Consider the following 21,972-nt stretch of genomic DNA (forward strand, 5'->3'; position numbering starts at 1 on the left):
TCCACTTTTTGCAAAGGTACTGCATCCACCATGATGACAAACCGGAATTTATTCCAGCAACTTCCGACTTTGGCACAAGACCCGGCCCAATTTACGACGCTCTGCGACGCTCAAGATTTTAGAGGCCAACTAATTAAAGCCATTCAGGGAGCAAGCAAGCGAATTTATATTGTTGCGTTATATCTTGAGGATGATGAGGCCGGTCGGGAGATTTTAACCGAACTTTATCAGGCAAAGCAGCGCAACCCTGGTCTAGAGATCAATGTCTGTGTTGATTGGCACCGAGCACAACGCGGCCTCATCGGTTCGGGATCAGGCTCTACAAACGCGACCATGTATCAGACATTCGCTGATAGTCATCAACACAAGATTCCTGTGTATGGCGTTCCCGTTCGTGGACGAGAGGTATTCGGTGTACTTCACCTCAAAGGCTTTATCATTGATGACACCGTCATCTACAGCGGAGCGAGCCTAAATAATATTTACTTAAGTTACAATGACAAATATAGATTTGATCGCTATCACATATTAGGTAACTCCACCTTAGCTGACAGCATGGTCAAATTTATTCAACAAGAGATTATTACTCATCCAGCAGTCAATGACTTAAACCTTGAAGATAGACCTTCAACAAAAGCCATAAAATCCTCTATTAGGCAGCTTCGAGCTAGCTTAGAAAGGTCATCCTATCAATTTGAGTCACAACTGGTGTCAAAGGATCAGGTCGCCGTTACACCTTTGATCGGAGTAGGCAAGAAAAGAAATAAGCTTAACCAATGCATTGACCAACTTCTAGCTACAGCCAAAGCAGAAATATTTATCTGTACCCCTTATTTCAATCTTCCACACAGCGTAGCAAAGCAAGTAAAAAGAGCCATCAAACGAGGTGTGAAAGTTACCATTGTCGTAGGAGATAAAACTGCAAATGATTTTTACATTCCACCTGAAGCCGAGTTTAAAACCATTGGTGGGCTACCTTATCTGTATGAACGGAACCTCCGCCAGTTCGCCAAAGCAAATGAAGCGAATATTGCGAGCCGAAATCTCTCTATTCATCTTTGGAAACATGATGACAACAGCTTTCACTTGAAAGGTGTTTGGGTTGATAAGCAATATATGTTAATCACGGGTAACAACCTGAACCCTAGAGCATGGAAACTCGACTTGGAAAACGCTATTTTGATTCAAGACAACCACCAACATCTTTGTCAACAATTCGAAAAAGAGGTGGCGAATATTCTTCAACACACACAAATGATATGCACTTATAAGCAAATAGAAAAGTTTGAAGATTACCCGCTAGTTGTCAAAAAGTTAATGCGAAAAATCACCAGAGTCAAAGCAGACAGCGTTTTAAAACAGATACTTTAACAAACAACAGAAATAAGCCCTACCCATTATTAATGAATAGTTTTTTCTTTGACGAGATCCTTGTCCTTGAGCTTCTGCCAAACTAGGTCGCCAATGCCATCGGTAGGGTTGAAGTCAGTAGGGGCATCAAGTAACAACTGCCTGATTTTCTCATGCTCAAAGTTGTGACACGCTCTATCAAGCTCATCAACCAAGGGTTGATACTCTTCAAGTGGCAAGTAGCGCTCATTTGCAGTCATTATCCTTGGATGTGCAGTGTCATTAACATTATCCCCAATGAGGAGTTCTTCAAACAATTTTTCTCCAGGACGAAGTCCCGAGAACTGAATTTCAATGTCCCCGAGTGGGTTGTCTTCGCTCTTTACCTCAAGACCGGAAAGCTTGATCAGGTTCTCAGCTAAATCAGTAATTCGTACAGGCTCTCCCATATCCAACACAAACACATCTCCACCTTTACCCATTGCCCCTGCTTGAATAACGAGCTGAGCAGCCTCAGGAATTGTCATAAAATAACGTATGATGTCTTTATGGGTCACTGTCACTGGACCGCCACTTTCAATTTGTTTTTTAAACAAAGGGATAACGGAACCAGAGGAACCTAAAACATTGCCGAATCTCACCATGCAAAAGCGAGTCCCTTTTTCCCTGACATTTTCCTGCTCGGACAAAGCTTGCAATCCGAGTTCAGCCATACGTTTCGTCGTCCCCATAACATTCGTTGGACGAACTGCCTTATCAGTGGATATAAGTACAAAAGACTCGACACCCGCTTCTATAGCCGCCTTCGCTGTATAGTAAGTACCAAATACATTGTTTCTCACCCCTTCAACTACATTGTATTCTACTAGAGGAACATGCTTGTATGCCGCTGCATGATAAATCGTCTGAACATTAAAACTTTTCATTGTAGTTGCTAAACGATTCTCTTTTTGAACAGATCCAAGGAGTGGAATTATCTCTACTGCAAAGGAAGCTTTCTCTTGGTAAGCAGATAACTCTCGGTCTATCTGATATAAAGCGAATTCAGAAATTTCAAACAATACCAGCGCTTTTGGGCTTTGACTCATTATTTGCCGACATAACTCTGAACCAATAGAGCCGCCGGCCCCAGTCACCATAACCACTTTATTTCTGATGTTGGACTCCATTAATAAAGGTTGAGGTGACACAGGGTCTCGGCCGAGTAAATCTTCTATTGCAACATCTTTAAATTCATCAATTTTAGCTTTACCTTCCACGATATCCTTCATATCTGGAACAGTAAGCACTTCAGCAGACAAAGGTACCAATGAGTCTAATATCTCTTTACGGCGGGCTCTTGTGGCACTCGGGACTGCAAGTAAAATCTGGCTAACATTATGCTTATCAATCAATTGTGAGGCTTTTTCAATATCACAAACATGGAGGCCCATTATCATCGTTTTCTCAAGAGTTTTATCGAGGTCAACGAAACCCACAACCTTGTGCGTTTCAGAGTTGCGTAATGCTAATGCTAGTTGACGTCCCGCAGAACCAGCACCATAGATAAGCACTCTTTTGCAACCTTTTGCACTAGCTTGATTAACCAAAACACGTACAACTAGCCTAGACCCTCCGCATAACAGACATAAAAAAGCGCCGTAAATGATAGGGATAGAACGAGGAATGGGGGCATCAACGTAAAAAGCCAAAACCGCAACGGACAATGCTGAAATAAATGTTCCTAAACTCACAACTGCTAGCGCGTGGAATGTGAGATAGCGTAATATTGCTCGGTACAAACCCAAGCGAGTAAAAGCAGTAATCGTAACAACTAAGGTCCCAGCAATAACAAATTGCACAACTTGACTATCAATTGGCATCACCGAACCAAGTCTAGACCAGTAAGCGATGTAAAATGATGCAATAACAAAAACAATATCTACAGCAACACTTATTAAACGTTTGTTGAAACGTGACAAATTCCAGATGAAGTTTAGATTAGCCATAATACTCTCTTTGATACATCAATTTTCTACCTCAACACTCTCACTTTACAGCGTCCCCTCCTCCACTACCAGTAACTGTCTTGAGTATGTATTTAAGATAGGTGGTAATCGTCAAATTTTCGATCATTTTTTTGTCTGTTTGCGCCAAAAGCTTTGGCTTAGACATATCTATATTTTGCACCTGAGCCAAACCCGTGATTCCTGGAAGGACATCATAAATCCTCAGAGCATCTCTCTCTGAAATAAGTTCTTTCTGGTTGAATAAATTGGGGCGGGGTCCGACGAGGCTCATTTCACCTTTTAGAACGTTAATTAACTGAGGCAGTTCATCAAGTTTAGTTTTACGTAGAAATCCTCCCCATTTTGTAATGGCGGCAGTACTCGCTAAGTGGCTCGCTACGGACTCTGTATCGACAGACATAGTGCGAAATTTAACCAAATTAAATGGCTTCTTATGCATACCAACGCGTTTTTGCACAAAGACAGGCGAGCCAGTATCAACAAGACCTATTAAATACACGAGGCCCAAAATAGGCCATAAAATAAGAAGTCCGATTAGAGCTGCCACAAAGTCAAATATTCGAATCATTTTTACCCCCAAAAGTCAAAGACATTGCTTGCTCCATTGTCAAAGGTGCTACCCAACCTAAATCATCAAGAGTATTCGTTGAGTCAACCTCTAAGTCTTGAATCAACTGTTTAGCCATCATGGAACGTCCAGTCAAAGAAGCGAAAAGTTGGAGACATAATTTGGGTATGGGAAATTGCAAAAGGCCTTTGTTCAAACCTTTGGCAATAGCATCAGTGAACTGTCTGATTGAAACCCCCTGACCATCAGAGGCTAGAAAAATTTTTCCTCCGGCATTTGGGTGTTCAGTACACGTTATCAATAGATCCGCTAAATTTTGTACCGCTATAAAATCTCTTTTATTATCTATCAACCTAAAAGGTAATATCGGTACCTTTGAGACTAACTGGGTTAATAAACCAAAGTTACCAGGAGCATTTTTACCGTACACAAGTGTAGGCCGCACGACAACAAGCTCCATCCCTGTTTTTTCAGCTATCCTTTGTAAACCAAGCTCAGCATCCAATTTAGATTGTGTATAATCATTGTGAGGAGAGGGTTGGTCTTTCCAGGAAAATGGCTCGCCACAAGTATAAGCGCCATTAACACCTATTGAACTTACGAAAACAAAACGTACAACACCTGCATTAGCCGCTTGAATCGCAAGATTCAAAGAACCCTCAACATTGACGCTTCGATAATCATTTACCGACGCCCCCTTAGAGTGAGCTATACCGGCAAGATGAATAACTGTCTTAACACCATCGAAAGCGTTACCAAAGTTTGTATTTTTATCAAGTGTTTCAATGCATGAAAAGGGCGCTTTCTTATGATCGCTGTCCTTTCTGTATAGCGATTTAACTTTGCGATGAGACTTTAATATCTCTTTCCCAACAAAGCCGCTGGCTCCAGTCAACAAAATCATTAGTCTCTCCCCAAAAAGCGCCTAACTGACAGTAACAACATAGCTACAGTAAAAATAACTTTGTCTCTTGTTCGCCTCCGGCATTTGTGCCCAATTAGTGATAACCTCAAAAAGTCTGCGGGACTGCCTGACCTTATAAGCTGAATAGGGTTTTCATGCTGTTCAAGGAATTGACTCTGGCTCTTTACTTTTTCTAAGGCTTGGCCATTTAAGACCATTGCGGCGCGATTAATACTAGCTCTTATACCATTATTAGCACCTACGGCATTATTGTCATGTTGACGATATAGCACTAATGGCTCACTTCCAATGACCCATTTATATTTCCTATCACGAGAAAAACTGTAACAAAACCAATCATGTAGCCACAGCTGACTAATATTATCTTTGTTAGAAATTAAAAAACTCTGAATCTCACACGCCAAAATTTGGTTGAGGACAAATGTGCAGCCGGGCCCTGCTGATTCAAATAGATAATCAAATTCTGATTGCGCATAGTCTTTTTTTATTAGTGATTGTCTGCCATCTTCCCAAAATGCGGAAACACTACCAGAATACCCATACGCGTTTTTGGCTAGCATTAGCTCTATGGAGTAGTGTAACTTGTGAGGGAGCCAGATATCATCCTGATCAGAAAATGCAATATAGTCATAATTATTGAATTCAACGTTAATCAATAGGTTGAAAAAATTCTGGCCCGCACTACCGAAACTAGCCCCATAGGGGAGTAAGTAGACATTTGCTTTGCCCACATATTTAGATATGATGTCAAAACTGCCATCAATTGAAAGGTCTAAACTCACATAAACATCAACCGAAACATCAAGCTGAAGCAGTATTGATTCCAGTTGCTCTTCCAAGAATTGTTCACCATTATACGCAGCCAGCAACACACATACTTTTGGAGCCATATTTAAAGCCCACACTCATCGAGACTTAAACCATTACGATCTTTGACGGACAACGTTGGTATCATATTAAGCTCTAGCGGCCAACTAATGTTAAGACTCGGGTCATCCCAAGCTATCGACACCTCTGAATTCGGGTTATAGTAATCTGTGCACTTATATACAAATTCTGCTTCTTCACTAGTTACAAAGAAACCATGAGCAAAACCTTCTGGAATCCATAATTGACGCTTGTTTTTATCCGAGAGATATTCTCCGACCCAATGTCCATAGGTAGCCGAACCACGCCTGATATCTACAGCAACATCATACACCTCACCAGAAATGACACGGACGAGTTTGCCTTGAGTATTTTCACTTTGATAATGTAAACCACGTAAAATACCTTTCTTCGATTTTGAATGATTATCTTGAACAAAAACTGTTGATTTTCCAGCAACAAGTTCATCAAATTTCTTTTGCTGCCACGTTTCCATAAAAAATCCACGTTCATCACCGAAAAGAGTGGGTTCAATGATTTTTACTTCAGCAATATTAGTGTCAATTACTTTCATTCTATGACCTTGTGTAAATTTGAACATTATCTAATGCAGACTTCCAGTCACTTGCTTTTATCGAGAAGGCTCTTTCAATTTTATCAGTACTCAATTTTGAACTAACTGGCCGTTTGGCTGGTGTCGGAAATTGTTCCGTAGTGATATTCTTCAAAGTGGGTGTTGCCGTGAAGATTCCCAACTTTTTGGCTTTAGAAAAAATAGTTTGTGCAAACTCAAACCAGCTAACGTGAGGCAAACCTGAGAAGTGGTAGATACCATATTCAACATCTTTATCATATATCTCTTTATCAGCAATTCTTATCAAGGTTGAGGCAATATCTCCAGCATAAGTGGGCCCTCCAAATTGATCACCGACAATACTTAGGCAATCATTTTTTTCGGCCAAGCGACACATTGTTTTGACAAAGTTATTGCCTTTCTCTCCAAAAACCCACGCTGTACGCAGAATAATATGCTTATCGCATTCTTCTATTACCGCTTGTTCTCCAGCGAGTTTGCTTTTACCATAAATACCCTGAGGGTTTGTTTCATCAGTTTCCAGATGCTCAATATCCATATTTCCTTCAAACACATAGTCTGTTGAAATATGGATCAAAGTAACGTCCAACGTCTGCGCCATTTTTGCCAAATATTTAGGCCCTTTGGCATTCACCGCATAGGCTAGTTCAAGTTCCTGTTCTGCTTTATCGACAGCCGTATAAGCTGCACAATTTATAATGACATCAGGGCTGAACTTTAACACCGCTTCACGAACAGAATCCGGGTTGGTCACATCCAAACCTTCTTTATCAAGAACAAGTAGTGTTACATCTGGCCTATGTGAAAGCTGCTCTGATACACAATAGCCCACTTGACCGTTGCCTCCAGTAACAAGAACACGCATTAATAGCCCTCTTTAATCTGTTGATCCGATACCAGACGCATTAAATACTGGCCATATTCATTTTTTATCATGCGTTGAGCAAGATCCACCACGTTCTCAGTTGAAAGCCATCCATTTCGCCAAGCTACCTCTTCCAAACAAGCAACTTTTAAGCCTTGAACATTCTCAATAGTTTGGACAAACGAAGAAGCCTCATGAAGGCTTTCATGCGTACCTGTATCTAACCACGCAAACCCCCTCCCTAATAATTCAACGCTCAAGGAACTATCTTCGAGATACATTTGATTAATCGAAGTAATTTCTAATTCACCTCGTGCTGAAGGTTTCACTTTTTTTGCAAACTCTACAACTCGATTATCATAGAAATAGAGGCCTGTTACGGCATAATTTGACTTAGGTACCATCGGTTTTTCTTCGATAGAAACTGCTTTCATATTCGTATCAAATTCAACTACACCAAAGCGCTCAGGGTCTTTTACTTGGTAACCAAAAATCGTAGCTCCATTCTCTTTAGAAGCCGCATTTTGTAGCGTTTGTGAGAAAGATTGCCCATAAAAAATGTTATCCCCCAGCACTAGGCAGACAGAGTCCCCATCTATAAAACTCTCACCAATAGTAAAGGCTTGTGCTAGACCTTCAGGGCTATTTTGAACCGCATAAGTCAGATTAATACCATAAGCAGAACCATCACCTAACAAACGTTTAAATCCAATATTATCCTCAGGTGTTGTGATCACCAAAATATCTCTGATCCCAGCTAGCATCAATGTAGATATAGGGTAAAACACCATAGGTTTATCATAAATAGGGAGTAGTTGTTTAGACACTCCCCGAGTCAAAGGATAGAGTCGTGTTCCAGAACCTCCAGCAAGGACGATACCTTTCATTACATTATTCTCCTATACCTAGACGCTCAAGGGAGTAAGAACCATTTAATACACGAGTCCACCATTGGCGATTATTCAAATACCATTCCACTGTTTTTCTGATTCCTGATTCAAATGTTTCTTCTGGGGCCCAACCTAATTCACGTTCAATTTTGGAAGCATCGATAGCGTAACGAACATCATGACCAGGCCTATCAGATACATAAGTAATCAGGTCTTTATAGCTCACCACCCCTTCTGGTTTTTCAGGAACGAAGTCTTCCAATAGTGAGCAAATCGACTCAACCACTTCAATGTTTGTTTTTTCGTTATGGCCGCCGACGTTATAGGTCTCCCCGACTTTTCCTTCAGTAACAACTGTATAGAGTGCTTTCGCATGGTCTTCTACGTAAAGCCAGTCACGAACCTGCATCCCATCACCGTATACAGGAAGAGGCTTTCCTTCAAGAGCGTTCAACACAATCAAGGGAATTAACTTTTCCGGAAAATGGCATGGACCATAGTTATTCGAACAATTTGTGACTATCGTCGGTAAACCGTAAGTTCGTTGCCATGCTCTGACTAAATGGTCGCTAGAAGCCTTAGACGCAGAGTAGGGGCTACTTGGTTCGTATGACGTTGATTCTGTAAATAACTCCTTAGTACCTGATAAATCTCCAAACACTTCATCTGTTGACACATGGTGAAAGCGAAACGCTTGTTTTTTCTTGTCAGGCAAAGCGCTCCAATACGTTCGACAAGCTTCCAATAAGTTATAAGTGCCGACAATATTGGTTTGAATAAAAGCAGATGGACCATCAATCGAACGATCTACGTGTGATTCAGCAGCAAGGTGCATCACAGCATCAGGTCTATGTACAGAGAAGACTCTATCAAGAGCAAGTCGATCACATATATCAACATACTCAAAGTCATACCTCGTACTAACGTCAATGCCTTCCAAGGATTCCAGATTTCCGGCATAAGTTAAACTATCAACATTTACAACAGAATCACTAGTGTTATTGATTATATTTCGAATCACAGCAGAACCAATAAAACCAGCACCACCCGTTACTAGAATTTTCATATTTTTTACTCGTAAAATCTATTTAACTAAGAAGATCCAAAATCTCTTGGACTTTCAATTTCAATAACTCACTGTTTCCTTTAACCTCGACATTTAGGCGTATTAATGGCTCAGTATTAGATTTTCTCAAATTAAAACGCCACTCTCCCATATCCATCGAGACACCGTCTGTATGATCAATTTCAAAAGCTTGAACGCTATATAAACGTAATACTTTTTTAATTACAGAGTCTGGATTCTCTACTTTTCGATTAATTTCACCAGATGACGGATAGCAAGCCATGCGATGCTTAACCGTGTCAGAGAGCTTAGCTCTATTTATGGAAATAATCTCTGCAACTAAAAGCCATGGTATCATTCCTGAATCACAATATGCGAAATCTCTAAAGTAATGGTGGGCACTCATCTCTCCACCGTAAATAGCATCCTCTCGACGCATACGCTCTTTTATAAAAGCATGCCCAGTTTTAGACATAATGGGAATACCACCACCTTCCTTTACAACGTCAATAGTATTCCAAATTAAACGCGGATCATGGATTATTTTTTCACCTTTTTTCTTCCGAAGAAATGCTTCAGCCAATAGGCCAACGATATAGTAACCTTCAACAAACTCACCATTTTCATCAAAAAAGAAACACCTATCAAAATCTCCATCCCAAGCAATACCCATGTCGGCTTTATATTTAATAACAGCCTGCGCTGTGTCGGCTCGACGCTCGGGAAGAAGAGGATTAGGAATTCCATTTGGGAAATTACCATCAGCTTTATGATGTATTTTTATGAACTCAATGGGAACGCTGAGTAATTTAAATCGCTCCTCAATACTATCAATAACATGACCCGCAGAACCATTACCCGAATTTACAACCAACTTCATAGGGCGTATATTACCGGGAGATATATAGGACATTAAGTGATCAGTGTAACTAGACAGGTTTGATTTTTTAGTTAACGAGCCGCGTAATTTATTTTTAGGAAAATCATTTTCTTCGGCCAAATGCTTAATTTCATTCAAACCTGAATCACCACTTATTGGCTGTGCCCGTTCGCGAACAAACTTCATACCGTTGTAGTCAATCGGATTATGGCTAGCGGTAACTTCAACCCCTCCATCCAATTGAAGAAAATGGGTGGCAAAATAGACTTCTTCAGTACCTGTAACACCAATGTCTATAACATTAACACCAGAATCAAGTAAGCCAGATATAAGGGCTTGCTTCAGTTCATTTGAGCTTAATCGAATATCACCACCTATAACTACCGTTTTTAATTTATCGTCAGGTAATGATAAATGAACCCCAAACGCCCGCCCAATACGATAAGCAACATCACTATTTAGTTCTGTTCCTAACTTTCCTCGAACATCATAGGCCTTAAAACACGTCAATATAGCCATGAAACTCTCTTATTTATTAATTAGAACATTTCGGTCTTCAAAACGAACAATGTCATCTTCACCTAGATAACTACCTGTTTGCACCTCAACTATCTCCAGAGGGATCGCACCTGGGTTTTCCAGTGCGTGTACAGTACCTTTGGGAATGTAGGTAGACTGGTCTTCTGTCAGCAACATAGTTTTCTCGCCATTTGTTACCTTTGCGGTGCCAGAAATGACAACCCAGTGTTCAGAACGGTGAGTATGCATTTGGATTGAAAGTTTTTCTCCAGGTTTTACTGTTATCCGTTTCACTTGGTCACGTTTACCTAAATCCACTAAATCATATTTTCCCCAAGGTCGGTAAACCTCTCGATGGACTTTATATTCACTACGATTATTACTCTTGAGATCATTCACTATCATCTTTACTTTTTGAACTTGCGTCTTATCTGCAACCAAAATAGCATCTCTAGTCTCTACAACAATCAAGTCCTTAACTCCCACAGCTGCGACAAGTTTACATTCTGATTGTAGGTAACTACTTGTGGAGTCTAGAGCTATGATGTCGCCTTTGCAGACATTATTATTGATGTCTTTTTTAGAAACATCCCATAGAGCTGACCATGAGCCGATATCACTCCAGCCTGCATCTATCGGAGTAACGATGGCATGCTTTGTTTTTTCCATGACAGCATAATCGATAGACTCACTCGGACATCCCGAAAAATAAGTTTTGTCCACTCGCACAAAATCCATATCTGATTGAGCATTGGATAAGGCTAACTTACAAGCATTCAAAATTTCTGGTTGAAACTTACCAAGTTCCGTCAAATATTCGGAAGCTTTAAACATGAACATTCCACTATTCCAATAGTAGTCACCTGATTCAACGTACATCTGAGCAGTCGCAAGGTCCGGTTTTTCGACAAAGCTCGCGACTTTAAACCCATACTTGCCAAGCGATTCTTGTTCACCTTTTTTAATATATCCGTATCCCGTCTCAGCTGACGTTGGTACAACACCGAACGTCACTAGTTTACCTAACTCAGCATAAGGTAAAGCATTTGAAATCGACTTTTCGAATTCTAACTTATTTTCAATGAGATGGTCCGCGGCTAACACCATCAATATGGGGTCTTCTTCCCCACTTACCTGTAAAGTGTGCAGGGCAGCCAATGCAATAGCAGGAGCTGTATTGCGGCCAACAGGTTCAAGAATAATCCCAGAATATGGAGTCCCCGAAACCCGTAACTGTTCTGCAGCAATAAATCGATGATCTTCATTACAAATGAGCGTAGGCGGACTATGCTCTATACCAGACAATCTTGCGAATGTTTCTTGGAGCATGGAGAGATCAGAACCCAAAGTAAGGAATTGTTTGGGAAATAGCTCTCGAGATAAAGGCCACAAACGACTGCCAGTCCCGCCGGCCATAATAATAGGGTGTATCATATAAAATCCGTCAGTTCTATCTTACGATTGGGAGTCTAATGTGGTTGGAAGTACCACTTCGTATACGAATGCACATCAGAAGATTCAATAGCAAGCGCTTGATCATACCAATGATAGTTGCCATGCTGGTCACCCACTGGCAAAGATAGATCAGTGTGGGTCACCAACAAATGATAAGCAATGACCACGTAGTGAGTACCAAAGTCCTCATCAAACACACTATCATCATAATGATGTGTATACACGCCTTTGAAATTAGCTTGCTGACGACAATAACTTGTCCCCAATTCACTATGCGTTAATCGACCAAACGCTTCATCAAGTGTTTCATTTTTTTGAATACGACCACCTGGAACAAACCAAAAACCTTGCGCCGGTTTAAGCAGGCGCTTTCCTAAAAGAATTAGCCCTTGTTCATTTTCTACAATTAAATCAATTGAAACAAGAGGAGTATGTTCGATCACTGAGGAGAAAGTCGACTTATCTAGATACATAAAAACCCAATAAATATTACTAAACTAAAACCCAATAAAGCGATCTAAGTTTGAAAAAGGCATCATCTGCGGTTTCCTTGAAGTAACTACCACCTTACAACATTCTGACTCTCCAAAAACCACCGATAGGTTTCTCTTAAACCGTCTTCTAACGACACTTTGGCGGTCCAGCCCAGTTTCGATAAGCGTGAAACGTCCATTAACTTACGCGGCGCACCGTCAGGCTTAGTAGCATCAAAAACTACACGACCTTGATAACCTACAACTCGCGCAATTGTTTCAACCAACTCACGAATACTACAATCTAGCCCGGAACCTACGTTGATATGGCTAAGCATCGGTTCGGTATGTTCACAATATACATCCCCACTTAAATTCATAACATGAATACTTGCAGATGCCATATCATCAACATACAAAAACTCACGCATCGGCTTTCCGGTTCCCCAAGCAATCACCTCTTCTTTCTGATTAAGTTTTGCTTCATGGAATCGCCGAATTAATGCTGGAATAACGTGAGAGTTTTTGGGATGGAAATTATCATGTGTACCATACAAATTCGTCGGCATTACAGAGCGATAATTGCGTCCGTATTGACGATTGTAAGATTCGCACATTTTAATGCCTGCGATTTTAGCTATCGCATACGGCTCATTTGTTTCCTCTAAGGCACCAGTCAGTAATAGGTTTTCTGTCATTGGCTGATGAGCAAGCTTAGGGTATATACACGAGGAACCTAAAAACAGTAGGTCCTGAATTCCTGCTAGATGTGCACCATGAATCACATTATTTTGAATTGTAAGATTATCGAAAATAAACTCGGCTGGATACGTGCTGTTTGCAACGATACCGCCGACTTTAGCGGCGGCTAAATAGACTTGATCAATTTGATTCTTAGAGAGAAAATCATACACTGCTTGTGTATCTAATAAATCCAACTCATCACGAGAGACAGTAATAACTCTAACTGTAGAATCGGTAGACAACTGCCTTGATATCGCGGAACCAACCATTCCTCTGTGACCGGCTACGAAAACATTTTTCAAACGACTAGACATACTTTTTAACTCTCTAAAGATATCGAAACGTCAAACCCATTGTCTTTGAGCAAGGCATGTTGCTTCGCTTTCTCAAAATCACAGCGCACCATTTCAGCACACATTTGTTCCACTGTAATTTCAGGCTCCCAACCCAACTTAGTTTTCGCCTTTGAAGGATCGCCAAGCAAGGTTTCAACCTCTGCAGGACGAAAATATGTTGGGTCGACTCGAACCACAACATCTCCAACAGAAAGAGAAGTTGCCTTATCACCAGATATGGATTTTACAGTCGCAATTTCTTCAAGTTGCTCTCCTGAAAACTCGAGTTCAATGCCCAACTCCCTAGCTGTCATTCGAACAAAATCACGCACCGATATCTGTTTGCCCGTAGCAATAACAAAATCTTCTGCATGATCCTGTTGCAACATCATCCACTGCATGCGTACGTAGTCCTTTGCATGTCCCCAATCACGAAGAGCGTCCATGTTACCTAGGTACAAGCACTTTTCAAGTCCCTGAGAAATGTTGGCAATAGCACGCGTAATCTTCCTAGTTACAAAAGTTTCACCACGTCTCGGAGATTCATGATTAAACAAAATCCCATTACAAGCATACATGCCATAAGACTCACGGTAGTTTACAACTATCCAATACGCGTACATTTTTGCGACGGCATAAGGAGAACGAGGATGGAAAGGCGTAGTTTCGCGTTGAGGTATTTCTTGAACTTCCCCAAACAGTTCTGACGTCGAAGCCTGATAAAACTTTGTTTTCTTTTCCATACCTAAAAAACGTATCGCTTCCAAAAGTCGTAACGTCCCGATGGCGTCAACATCAGCTGTATATTCAGGGCACTCAAATGAAACTGCAACGTGAGATTGTGCACCAAGATTGTATACCTCGTCTGGTTCAACCTCTTTCAAAATACGAGTCAAGTTAGAGGTATCCGTCAAGTCCCCATAATGTAGAAAAAATTTCGGGTTCTCCTCATGTCGATCTTGGTATATATGATCAACTCGCTCCGTGTTGAAAGAAGATGAACGACGTTTAATACCATGAACTTCGTAGCCTTTGCCCAACAAAAACTCTGCCAAATAAGAACCATCTTGGCCTGTAACACCAGTAATTAAAGCAACTTTGCGATTCATAAATATCCTTTAATATAAAAGACTAAGGAAAAAGTAAAAAATAACCAGTAAAAGCCATTAATGCTTCATTACGAAAAAATCAACGACCACTGGAGAACTTTGTAATTATAATTCTTCGAACATATTTTAGAGTCATATATGGAAGAAAAAAAATGTAACTTAGAAGATTAATTTGATTTCTTCTCAAGGCATCATTCAAGTTTCTTATCTCCCCATAGAACATCTTCGATAAGTTTGCTGATAGACCCGATTGCCCAAAGTGCCTTTTACCTCCTCCTGTATGGACCAAGTTTTGATTCAAAACAAAAATACTATCAGACATTAGAACACGCAACCAAAGATCACCATCTTCACCATGAGAACGGTTTTCGTCAAAAAGGCATTCATTTAAGAGTTCTTTAGACATCAATACTGTAGATGTCTGAGGGTACCACTTCATTAAGATTTGATGTGCAGTCAGCTCAAAAGTACTTTGATTTTTTTTACCAAAGTAAGGATAGACTTCGCCATTTCGGTTACATCCAATAAATCTAATTTTTTTATTATTCCTAACAACATTAAGCTGCTCTTCCAATTTATCAGGCAACCATTCGTCATCTGAATCCAAGAGAGCAACCCAATCTCCTTTTGCTACCTTGATTCCCCGATTTCTAGCAGCAGAGACGCCTGAGTTTGGTTGATCTATGAGATGAATCTCGGGCACATTCCCACTCAAATTTTTAGTATATTGTTTGACAACTTCTCGAGAACCGTCAGATGAACCATCGTTAACAACTATTACTTCGAAAATACCTTGATAACTTTGTCTCAATATAGAATCAAGGGCTGAAACAATCGTCGACTCAGCGTTATACATTGGAATGACTATAGATAAAACCATAATATTTCTTTCACTTATGTGTTATAACCTAACCCATGAATCAGGAATTAAATCATCTGTATTAACATCACGCATCCATACTTTTGGAGCAATAACCAACTTTGATTCATTTTTGTTTAAAAAAGCTCCCCACCAACTGAAACTACTATTAGCGATAATGTTGTTACTACATAGACTCATTAATTGCATATCACGAAAAGAGTTTTTTGATATATTCCAGTCTACAAATTTCGCACCAATAGAATCTAGGTTAGATTTACACCAATCTATATCATCCGAAAAAACAATAAATATTGGGTCTTCTACACGTTCCCTAACCTTAGAAATAGCTTCCGTATAGTATTCCAAAGAACATAATCCAGAAAGTCTTTTATCCTTCAAATAGTCACCCAAGCGAACATGAATAGAGACTGTCCGGCCTATATTTTCCTTCAAAAATTCTTCCATTTCAAGATTGTTTCTATCGCTAAAAATAGGAAAGGAAAACTCTCGCAAAACCTCATGTTCAACGGAATCAAAGTACTTGTAGCTTTGCCAGTAACCGCGATAAAAATTATCCACATCTGTTTGTCCGAAAAGTGAAGGACTATACTTAAACTGTAAAATTTTAGGTTCAACGATCTCATCTTTACGAAGGCATAATCTTCTCTTAACTCTTGATAAAAAACTATAACCAACGTGCGATAATGCTTTGACCTCAGGGTACGTTGCGAAATCTGGACTCACTCCAAATACTTTACTCAACTCAAAACCATTGTGAAATTTTTCATTATCGAACCAAGTTATATCAACCTTAACTTTCTGATTTTTATTCATATTCTTCAAGGAAAGGTAAAAGGCATATTGAAACATCTGATTGCCCAATCCACTATTTATATTAACTATCTTCATGTAAAACCTTTAGGGATTCATAAAAAATTTCGTACAGACATGGCGTATAAAGAACATAGCACCAGAAAAATAGTGCAATAGATAGTGTTATAATAAATAAAAAGTATAAACACTAACGCTTCATTTTCATGAAGGTCCAAAATCTATAGAACTTGGACCATTGCTCTATAAATTACGCAGTATTAATATTAATTTTATTATAAGACTTTCGGCCTAGCCTACTAATGCCAAAGGACAATATTAACATCATCGGAATAATACCAACTACGGACTCCAAAAAAGGATTGGATGCAGAGACAAGCAGAATAGAAAGATGTAGATAAAAGAGCGAAGTCATTCCATTATAATGTCTAAATCGATAGCAAATAAAAAGTGGCACCATAACGAAAATAAAAATCATGAATAAAGAGCCAACAATGCCATATACTACAAGCCAATATATATATACATTCTCAAGAGTCGAGTCTACTCGGCCTTGAATAGATATAGCTTTACCTAGCCCTTGCCCGAATATCGTTAGATTGTCAAAGATAAAGAACACTTGATTTAATTTAACATCAATCGATACACTTTTCTCATCAAGAAAATTTTGGTAGAGATCATAAAATTCATTAAAATAGATAGAAAACAAAGAAAATATCAATAAAGCCAAAGGAACTCTAAGAAAGCTATATTTCAAAAGCATTATGATAATATAGGCGAAAATTATACCAATAGTCAGAGAAGAAATGACATTAAAAAGAAGCAATGAATGTATAATAACCTTTGTTCTCCATCTTTTATTCTCGACATAAACGAACGCCAATGGGAAAAGAAATAGATATACATCTAAAACACGATATGCGCCGAACAATTTATGAACCGACAATGACATTACATCTAAAATAATAGAAGAGAACAAACCACCAGAAAAATTCATATTAAAACTAATCAAAGCGACAACGAATAGCTTTGCAACGAATATTCTTGACAAACTATAAAGAAGACGATTTACATCGATGCTTCTCATGATATTAGCCAATCCAAGCAAAAACAAAAAGTATATTATGTACCACGTATTTTTCACTAAGTACTCTAAATTAGCACCACCAAAAATCAAAGGAAGCAATGAGTATATGAGCAAAAAAGAATAGAGAAAAATAACGAATATTATACTAGCTCGGCTACTAACAGAAAAAACTGACATAAGCCCTAAGACAATAGAAAAAGGGCGTACAATAACTACCCAGCTAGCTGGAAGTAAATTTGAAAAAATAATAACAGAGAACGTTACTAAGAAAAAAAAGTAGTAAAATTCAGAAAAGCTGAAAAGTGACAGCCTACTTTTTGCTATCTTATCTATGTCTGAATTATAAGTCACTTTACTCTATCTTCTATCATGTTAACGTAAGAAATTAGTTTTTTAACATCAAGCCCTAGTGCTTTCTTTACTTTTATCTTCAATTTACTAATTCTAACTTCGTTAGATATAAATCTATTAAAATCCAAACCATATTTTGAAAAGTAGTAGCGAGTACTAATTATCCATTGGTCAAACCGAAGTGCTTCTATTTCGGTTGTGTGCCCCTCTAGATGAACTATAGGCTTATGAAATATTTTCACTTTTTTGACATTTAGCCTTTTTGTCAAGTCTGGCTCTTCATTACACAAAAATATTGATTCATCAAACATACCAGCCTTAACAAAATCTTTCCTTCTAACGACAAAATCAGCTCCCCAAGGAAAAATGTACTTTGATAACAAGCCAAGATTAATGACAGCGAAATTAACAAACGAAATTGGCAAGAAGAAATAAACATAATTATACTCTGGATAGAGTGCAAATGAGTTATTCAACTTTCCTTTTCGATCAACTAATCTAAATCCAGCAGCTGTTACTTTGTCATCTTCAAATTCTTTAAGCATAAATTTAAAGACTGGCTCTATTAAAATAGTGTCGGCATTTAAGATAAATATCAACTCACCATTTGATGATTTTACTCCTATGTTATTACCTTGGCCAAATCCGCCATTATCGCTGTTGTGAATGAGTCGGACATCAATCTTCAATTTTAATTCATTTACTACATGTTCGACTTCGAACACTGGAGAGTTATCTACAATGATAACTTCCAAACTGTCCCCAATATCATTATAGGTTTCTATCGAATTCAAGCACTCTCGTATTACATCGTTGCTATTATAGGTAACAATTACTATTGATAATTTTTTAGTCATACCTACCTCTCAGCAAGTGTTTTTCATTGGAATTTATAAAGCTGGAGATCTTTTTATACATAAACTGTTCTTCCAACGGGACTTCATTATAAGTGAGAACTCGTCCATAAAAACTCTCATCGTCAAACTCCCGGCCCATGTAGAATCTTTGTCCACCAATCTCAAGTTCATCAGAGTAGCTATCGAGCATGACAAAGTCATGGTAGATAACCTTATTCACCATCAATCTTTGTTGGTCGTCGAGACGCCGAAGATTCTCAATACCAGAACACATAAGGGCTTCATATGATGATCTATCATGTGGCTCTGTTGTAAACCCAAAACCGCTATAAGGAGGCTTAGCAGCAAGTACAACAGGCTTCCCTTTGTATGAAAACTCTTGCCCTATCGTTCCACCACAGGTAACCACTATATCAAATTCATTGAGTATTGTAAGATTGTGCACATTATCCTGCAATAGGGATGACTCACAACCCAAATCTCTTAAAACTTCATTGATAATCCCTCGCTCGTTAAAAAGGTCGGCGGAAGGATGCTCTTTGACCAAAAAGTTGACATTTGGGTTTAATTTTAAAGCTTTAACTGTATTAACCAACCAATCACGATAATCGTTATATAACATTCCAGGATAAGCATGAGGTGCATCACAAAATATATGGCTCATAACAATAACAATAGGGAGGTTATCTTTAAGATTATAAGATTCAATGATCTCTGAACGGTTAAAGATAGTTTTCTCGTCGGAGAATGCCTTCATGACATCATGCTGCTCCAGAGATGCAGAAAACCTTTTAGAAAAATAAGATTCAAGGTATTTATTAATCTGATTAGTATCCAATTGCTCTAATACTCTAACATCCGGTTTTCGGTCATGATGCTCAAAATCACTTTCTGTTACATGCCTACACATTGAAAATCCATTGAGATGAACTGGCGTGATACACTCAATATTATTTTTTTTAGCCAATTCAAAGAGTAAACCGCATCGATATACATTATCACCAAGTACTATAGTTTTTATTTCTAGGTTTTCTATAGGTTTCTTGAAAAAATAAAAATAGCACAACTCTAAAAGTATAACTTTTTTCACCGCGCTAGTTATATTACTTATTTCAGACAAGTTTAATTTTCTAAGAGCTGCATCATATATATATGGCCCAATGTGATAACCATCGATTTCAATAGCAAGTAGCTGAGCCTTATTATGTATAGAAAAAAGCATTCTAAATATTGCGGGACAACTACTCACAGAAGAAAGTAAAAAATTTGAAAAGTTTCCTATACTACAATCATTCATTGATTTAGTAAGCAAAAAACGCTCTTTTCTTCCTCTGAGCCCATCAATACATATAGGTTTCAAACCTTTACTCTTTGCAATAGATAACGCCACTTTAGATATTCCATAGATTAATCTAGGATCCGAATGGAACATCTCATACAGTAAGTAACCATCGTTATCGTTCTTTTTGTTAACATCTAACCAAAAAATCTTATTTGAATCGATCATCTCTTGAAAAAGACTACTCATCACAAATCACATCTCCACTATTTAGAAGCCGTTTGAACTCAACTGAAGTTTCTGACAAATTTATAAAATTACCTGCATCGACAATGCGACCATTTTTAAATACGAATATTTCGTCACAATCTTTAACTGTTGTAAGTCTATGGGCAATTGTTAAGACCGTGTGGTCATTTTTATTATTTAGATAGTTGATAAACTGCCTCTCAGTACTATTATCTAGTGCACTCGTAGCTTCATCAAGTAATAGTATACTTTTGTTGGCGTATAAGCTTCTTGCAATTGCTAATCTCTGTTTTTGTCCTCCTGATAAGTTGCTACCGTTTTCACCAACCAGCCCATCTTTATTCTTTTCAACAAACTCTCTTAATTGAGCGCCCTCTATTGCCGAATCAAAAAGTTCCTTGTCTTCATACTCACTGAAAAATAGAACGTTGCTTTTCAGACTGCCATCTAGGATAAAAAAGTCCTGTGATACAACACCGACTAGTTTTGTTACATTGATATCTTCTAGTGTGCTGTAATGATGTCCATCGATACAAATCGTCCCACTTTCAGGAGAGCTAAGCCCCAAAATAATATCAAATAAAGTACTCTTTCCACTTCCAGATTGCCCAACAAAACCATACTTTTTGTTCTTTTCAATCTTAAAGCTCAATCTGTCTAATGTTTTATCTACGCTGCCCGGGTATTTGAATGAGATATTTTTAAATTCAATACTTTCTGAGAAATCATCGACACTACCATTATATACGTACTTACTTCCTGAATCCAAAAATAGTGTTTTAAACTTTTCAGATTCGCTTCCGAAATATCTAATTTGGGCTAGGGCGTTTAATAGTTTAGAAAAACTTGGAATCGTTCGTAATCCTACAAACGAAAATATAATTAAATTTTGCATAACCGATGCCATAGGTAGCCCCATGTAAAACACATAGAAAATATATACAATGATACCCAAAGCGGCCAAAGATTCTAACGTCACTTTTGGAACATATATCATAGTGCCAAATTTTGCATATATATCTACATACGGGTCTGCTTTCTTCTCGTAATCTCCAATTACATTTTCAAGAACGTCATTATTACGAATCTCCCTATATCCATTTAATGCTTCAGTTGCAGACTTAGTAATCTCATGCATTACACTGTCTCTCTGCTGACCATAAAAAGATATATTTCTGGTAACAGACTTAAACAACCAACCTAAAACCAGAACAGCACTTAATAAATATAGAACCTTAACTAGACCAACATAGAAATAAAGGAACACTATTATAGAGAGTAAAACAAATGTCTCAGTTACGAGTTGAAGAATATTAAAAGTACACAAGGAAAGATATGCACTACTACTCACTATATCCTTAAGATAGCTAGATGTATCCTTATTCTTAAACTCAGAAAACTTTAAGGACATATTATGGGATAAAATATTCACGGACAAGTCTGTAAACATTCGATTAACAAAAACCTGCTGCTTAAATATAATAACCAGTGTAGATATGGCTTTTAAAATATAGAAAGCAACCAAAAAAAACAGCATTAAAAATATAGCACTATGCTCTCCAGAAAATCCAAGCAGTTCATTAATCAAGACAAAATATTCATTATTATTAATTTTACCTGGATCAGACAGCGTACTAATCACAGGAATTAAAACCCCCAAACCAATGAGTTCGAGAATTGATAGTAGAAACATGAGAACTACTAGGACATAAAAATCTTTCTTTTTATTTACTAACAGAATAGAAAAAACATTTCTAATTATTGCGAGCATTTACCGACCCTTAAAAATCAATTGGCCTAGAAAGA

The 21,972-nt window shown here is 38.3% G+C and carries 20 protein-coding genes; 1 reads left to right on the plus strand and 19 read right to left on the minus strand.

Annotated elements, in window-relative coordinates; genetic code table 11:
• The first annotated feature begins 30 nt into the window (after window positions 1-30).
• Window positions 31-1,371 (plus strand): CDP-diacylglycerol--serine O-phosphatidyltransferase, encoded by a 1,341-nt coding sequence (gene pssA, locus HLM86_RS16275; RefSeq protein ID WP_170883277.1) that lies wholly within the window; start codon window positions 31-33, stop codon window positions 1,369-1,371.
• A 29-nt stretch (window positions 1,372-1,400) separates the two neighbouring features.
• Here pssA and HLM86_RS16280 read toward each other — a convergent pair whose 3' ends face one another.
• The 19 genes from HLM86_RS16280 to HLM86_RS16370 form a co-directional block, all read right to left on the minus strand.
• Window positions 1,401-3,338 (minus strand): polysaccharide biosynthesis protein, encoded by a 1,938-nt coding sequence (locus HLM86_RS16280; protein ID WP_170883275.1) that lies wholly within the window; start codon window positions 3,336-3,338, stop codon window positions 1,401-1,403.
• Window positions 3,339-3,378: 40 nt separating this feature from the next.
• Entirely contained in the window at window positions 3,379-3,927 is a 549-nt protein-coding gene (locus HLM86_RS16285) for a sugar transferase (RefSeq protein WP_170883273.1), read from the minus strand.
• A complete protein-coding gene (locus HLM86_RS16290) occupies window positions 3,911-4,831 on the minus strand; it encodes an NAD-dependent epimerase/dehydratase family protein (protein WP_170883271.1) in 921 nt (306 codons plus the stop codon). The genes HLM86_RS16285 and HLM86_RS16290 overlap by 17 nt, the downstream gene beginning before the upstream one ends.
• Entirely contained in the window at window positions 4,831-5,742 is a 912-nt protein-coding gene (locus tag HLM86_RS16295) for a glycosyltransferase (protein WP_170883269.1), read from the minus strand. The genes HLM86_RS16290 and HLM86_RS16295 overlap by 1 nt, the downstream gene beginning before the upstream one ends.
• Window positions 5,743-5,744: 2 nt before the next feature.
• Complete coding sequence (gene rfbC / locus HLM86_RS16300) at window positions 5,745-6,293, minus strand: dTDP-4-dehydrorhamnose 3,5-epimerase (protein ID WP_170883267.1); 549 nt, start codon at window positions 6,291-6,293, stop codon at window positions 5,745-5,747.
• Between the two features lies 1 nt (window position 6,294).
• Complete coding sequence (gene rfbD / locus HLM86_RS16305; protein ID WP_170883265.1) at window positions 6,295-7,179, minus strand: dTDP-4-dehydrorhamnose reductase; 885 nt, start codon at window positions 7,177-7,179, stop codon at window positions 6,295-6,297.
• On the minus strand, window positions 7,179-8,066 hold the full coding sequence (gene rfbA / locus HLM86_RS16310) for a glucose-1-phosphate thymidylyltransferase RfbA (RefSeq protein ID WP_170883262.1): 888 nt from the start codon (window positions 8,064-8,066) through the stop codon (window positions 7,179-7,181). The genes rfbD and rfbA overlap by 1 nt, the downstream gene beginning before the upstream one ends.
• Before the next feature lie 4 nt (window positions 8,067-8,070).
• On the minus strand, window positions 8,071-9,135 hold the full coding sequence (gene rfbB, locus HLM86_RS16315; protein WP_170883260.1) for a dTDP-glucose 4,6-dehydratase: 1,065 nt from the start codon (window positions 9,133-9,135) through the stop codon (window positions 8,071-8,073).
• A 22-nt stretch (window positions 9,136-9,157) separates the two neighbouring features.
• Window positions 9,158-10,534 (minus strand): phosphohexomutase domain-containing protein, encoded by a 1,377-nt coding sequence (locus HLM86_RS16320; protein ID WP_170883258.1) that lies wholly within the window; start codon window positions 10,532-10,534, stop codon window positions 9,158-9,160.
• Window positions 10,535-10,543: 9 nt separating this feature from the next.
• Window positions 10,544-11,968 (minus strand): mannose-1-phosphate guanylyltransferase/mannose-6-phosphate isomerase, encoded by a 1,425-nt coding sequence (locus HLM86_RS16325; RefSeq protein ID WP_170883256.1) that lies wholly within the window; start codon window positions 11,966-11,968, stop codon window positions 10,544-10,546.
• 35 nt (window positions 11,969-12,003) lie between these two features.
• Window positions 12,004-12,462 (minus strand): GDP-mannose mannosyl hydrolase, encoded by a 459-nt coding sequence (locus tag HLM86_RS16330; protein WP_170883254.1) that lies wholly within the window; start codon window positions 12,460-12,462, stop codon window positions 12,004-12,006.
• 86 nt (window positions 12,463-12,548) lie between these two features.
• Window positions 12,549-13,508 (minus strand): GDP-L-fucose synthase, encoded by a 960-nt coding sequence (gene fcl / locus HLM86_RS16335; protein ID WP_290312416.1) that lies wholly within the window; start codon window positions 13,506-13,508, stop codon window positions 12,549-12,551.
• Window positions 13,509-13,525: 17 nt separating this feature from the next.
• A complete protein-coding gene (gene gmd, locus HLM86_RS16340; protein ID WP_170883249.1) occupies window positions 13,526-14,650 on the minus strand; it encodes a GDP-mannose 4,6-dehydratase in 1,125 nt (374 codons plus the stop codon).
• A gap of 79 nt (window positions 14,651-14,729) precedes the next feature.
• On the minus strand, window positions 14,730-15,530 hold the full coding sequence (locus HLM86_RS16345; RefSeq protein WP_170883247.1) for a glycosyltransferase family 2 protein: 801 nt from the start codon (window positions 15,528-15,530) through the stop codon (window positions 14,730-14,732).
• Window positions 15,531-15,551: 21 nt separating this feature from the next.
• On the minus strand, window positions 15,552-16,421 hold the full coding sequence (locus HLM86_RS16350) for an alpha-1,2-fucosyltransferase (protein ID WP_170883246.1): 870 nt from the start codon (window positions 16,419-16,421) through the stop codon (window positions 15,552-15,554).
• 172 nt (window positions 16,422-16,593) lie between these two features.
• Window positions 16,594-17,781, minus strand: coding sequence for a hypothetical protein (locus HLM86_RS16355; RefSeq protein ID WP_170883244.1), 1,188 nt, complete (start codon window positions 17,779-17,781; stop codon window positions 16,594-16,596).
• Complete coding sequence (locus HLM86_RS16360; RefSeq protein WP_170883242.1) at window positions 17,778-18,638, minus strand: glycosyltransferase; 861 nt, start codon at window positions 18,636-18,638, stop codon at window positions 17,778-17,780. The genes HLM86_RS16355 and HLM86_RS16360 overlap by 4 nt, the downstream gene beginning before the upstream one ends.
• On the minus strand, window positions 18,631-20,169 hold the full coding sequence (locus tag HLM86_RS16365; RefSeq protein WP_170883240.1) for a capsular polysaccharide export protein, LipB/KpsS family: 1,539 nt from the start codon (window positions 20,167-20,169) through the stop codon (window positions 18,631-18,633). The genes HLM86_RS16360 and HLM86_RS16365 overlap by 8 nt, the downstream gene beginning before the upstream one ends.
• Window positions 20,159-21,937: an ABC transporter ATP-binding protein gene (locus HLM86_RS16370; RefSeq protein ID WP_170883238.1), complete on the minus strand. Its 1,779-nt coding sequence runs from the start codon at window positions 21,935-21,937 to the stop codon at window positions 20,159-20,161. The genes HLM86_RS16365 and HLM86_RS16370 overlap by 11 nt, the downstream gene beginning before the upstream one ends.
• Window positions 21,938-21,972 lie beyond the last annotated feature (35 nt).

It is taken from the genome of Vibrio ostreicida (assembly GCF_013074385.2).
Taxonomy (GTDB): domain Bacteria; phylum Pseudomonadota; class Gammaproteobacteria; order Enterobacterales; family Vibrionaceae; genus Vibrio; species Vibrio ostreicida.

Excerpts from the sequence above, each read along its gene's own strand:
- gmd (WP_170883249.1), bottom strand. The coding sequence starts at position 14,650 with ATGAATCGCAAAGTTGCTTTAATTACTGGTGTTACAGGCCAAGATGGT.
- HLM86_RS16285 (WP_170883273.1), bottom strand. The coding sequence starts at position 3,927 with ATGATTCGAATATTTGACTTTGTGGCAGCTCTAATCGGACTTCTTATT.
- HLM86_RS16330 (WP_170883254.1), bottom strand. The coding sequence starts at position 12,462 with ATGTATCTAGATAAGTCGACTTTCTCCTCAGTGATCGAACATACTCCT.
- pssA (WP_170883277.1), top strand. The coding sequence starts at position 31 with ATGATGACAAACCGGAATTTATTCCAGCAACTTCCGACTTTGGCACAA.
- rfbA (WP_170883262.1), bottom strand. The coding sequence starts at position 8,066 with ATGAAAGGTATCGTCCTTGCTGGAGGTTCTGGAACACGACTCTATCCT.
- HLM86_RS16295 (WP_170883269.1), bottom strand. The coding sequence starts at position 5,742 with ATGGCTCCAAAAGTATGTGTGTTGCTGGCTGCGTATAATGGTGAACAA.
- HLM86_RS16325 (WP_170883256.1), bottom strand. The coding sequence starts at position 11,968 with ATGATACACCCTATTATTATGGCCGGCGGGACTGGCAGTCGTTTGTGG.
- rfbD (WP_170883265.1), bottom strand. The coding sequence starts at position 7,179 with ATGCGTGTTCTTGTTACTGGAGGCAACGGTCAAGTGGGCTATTGTGTA.
- HLM86_RS16360 (WP_170883242.1), bottom strand. The coding sequence starts at position 18,638 with ATGACTAAAAAATTATCAATAGTAATTGTTACCTATAATAGCAACGAT.
- HLM86_RS16345 (WP_170883247.1), bottom strand. The coding sequence starts at position 15,530 with ATGGTTTTATCTATAGTCATTCCAATGTATAACGCTGAGTCGACGATT.
- rfbB (WP_170883260.1), bottom strand. The coding sequence starts at position 9,135 with ATGAAAATTCTAGTAACGGGTGGTGCTGGTTTTATTGGTTCTGCTGTG.
- HLM86_RS16280 (WP_170883275.1), bottom strand. The coding sequence starts at position 3,338 with ATGGCTAATCTAAACTTCATCTGGAATTTGTCACGTTTCAACAAACGT.
- rfbC (WP_170883267.1), bottom strand. The coding sequence starts at position 6,293 with ATGAAAGTAATTGACACTAATATTGCTGAAGTAAAAATCATTGAACCC.
- HLM86_RS16290 (WP_170883271.1), bottom strand. The coding sequence starts at position 4,831 with ATGATTTTGTTGACTGGAGCCAGCGGCTTTGTTGGGAAAGAGATATTA.
- HLM86_RS16350 (WP_170883246.1), bottom strand. The coding sequence starts at position 16,421 with ATGAAGATAGTTAATATAAATAGTGGATTGGGCAATCAGATGTTTCAA.
- HLM86_RS16370 (WP_170883238.1), bottom strand. The coding sequence starts at position 21,937 with ATGCTCGCAATAATTAGAAATGTTTTTTCTATTCTGTTAGTAAATAAA.
- HLM86_RS16320 (WP_170883258.1), bottom strand. The coding sequence starts at position 10,534 with ATGGCTATATTGACGTGTTTTAAGGCCTATGATGTTCGAGGAAAGTTA.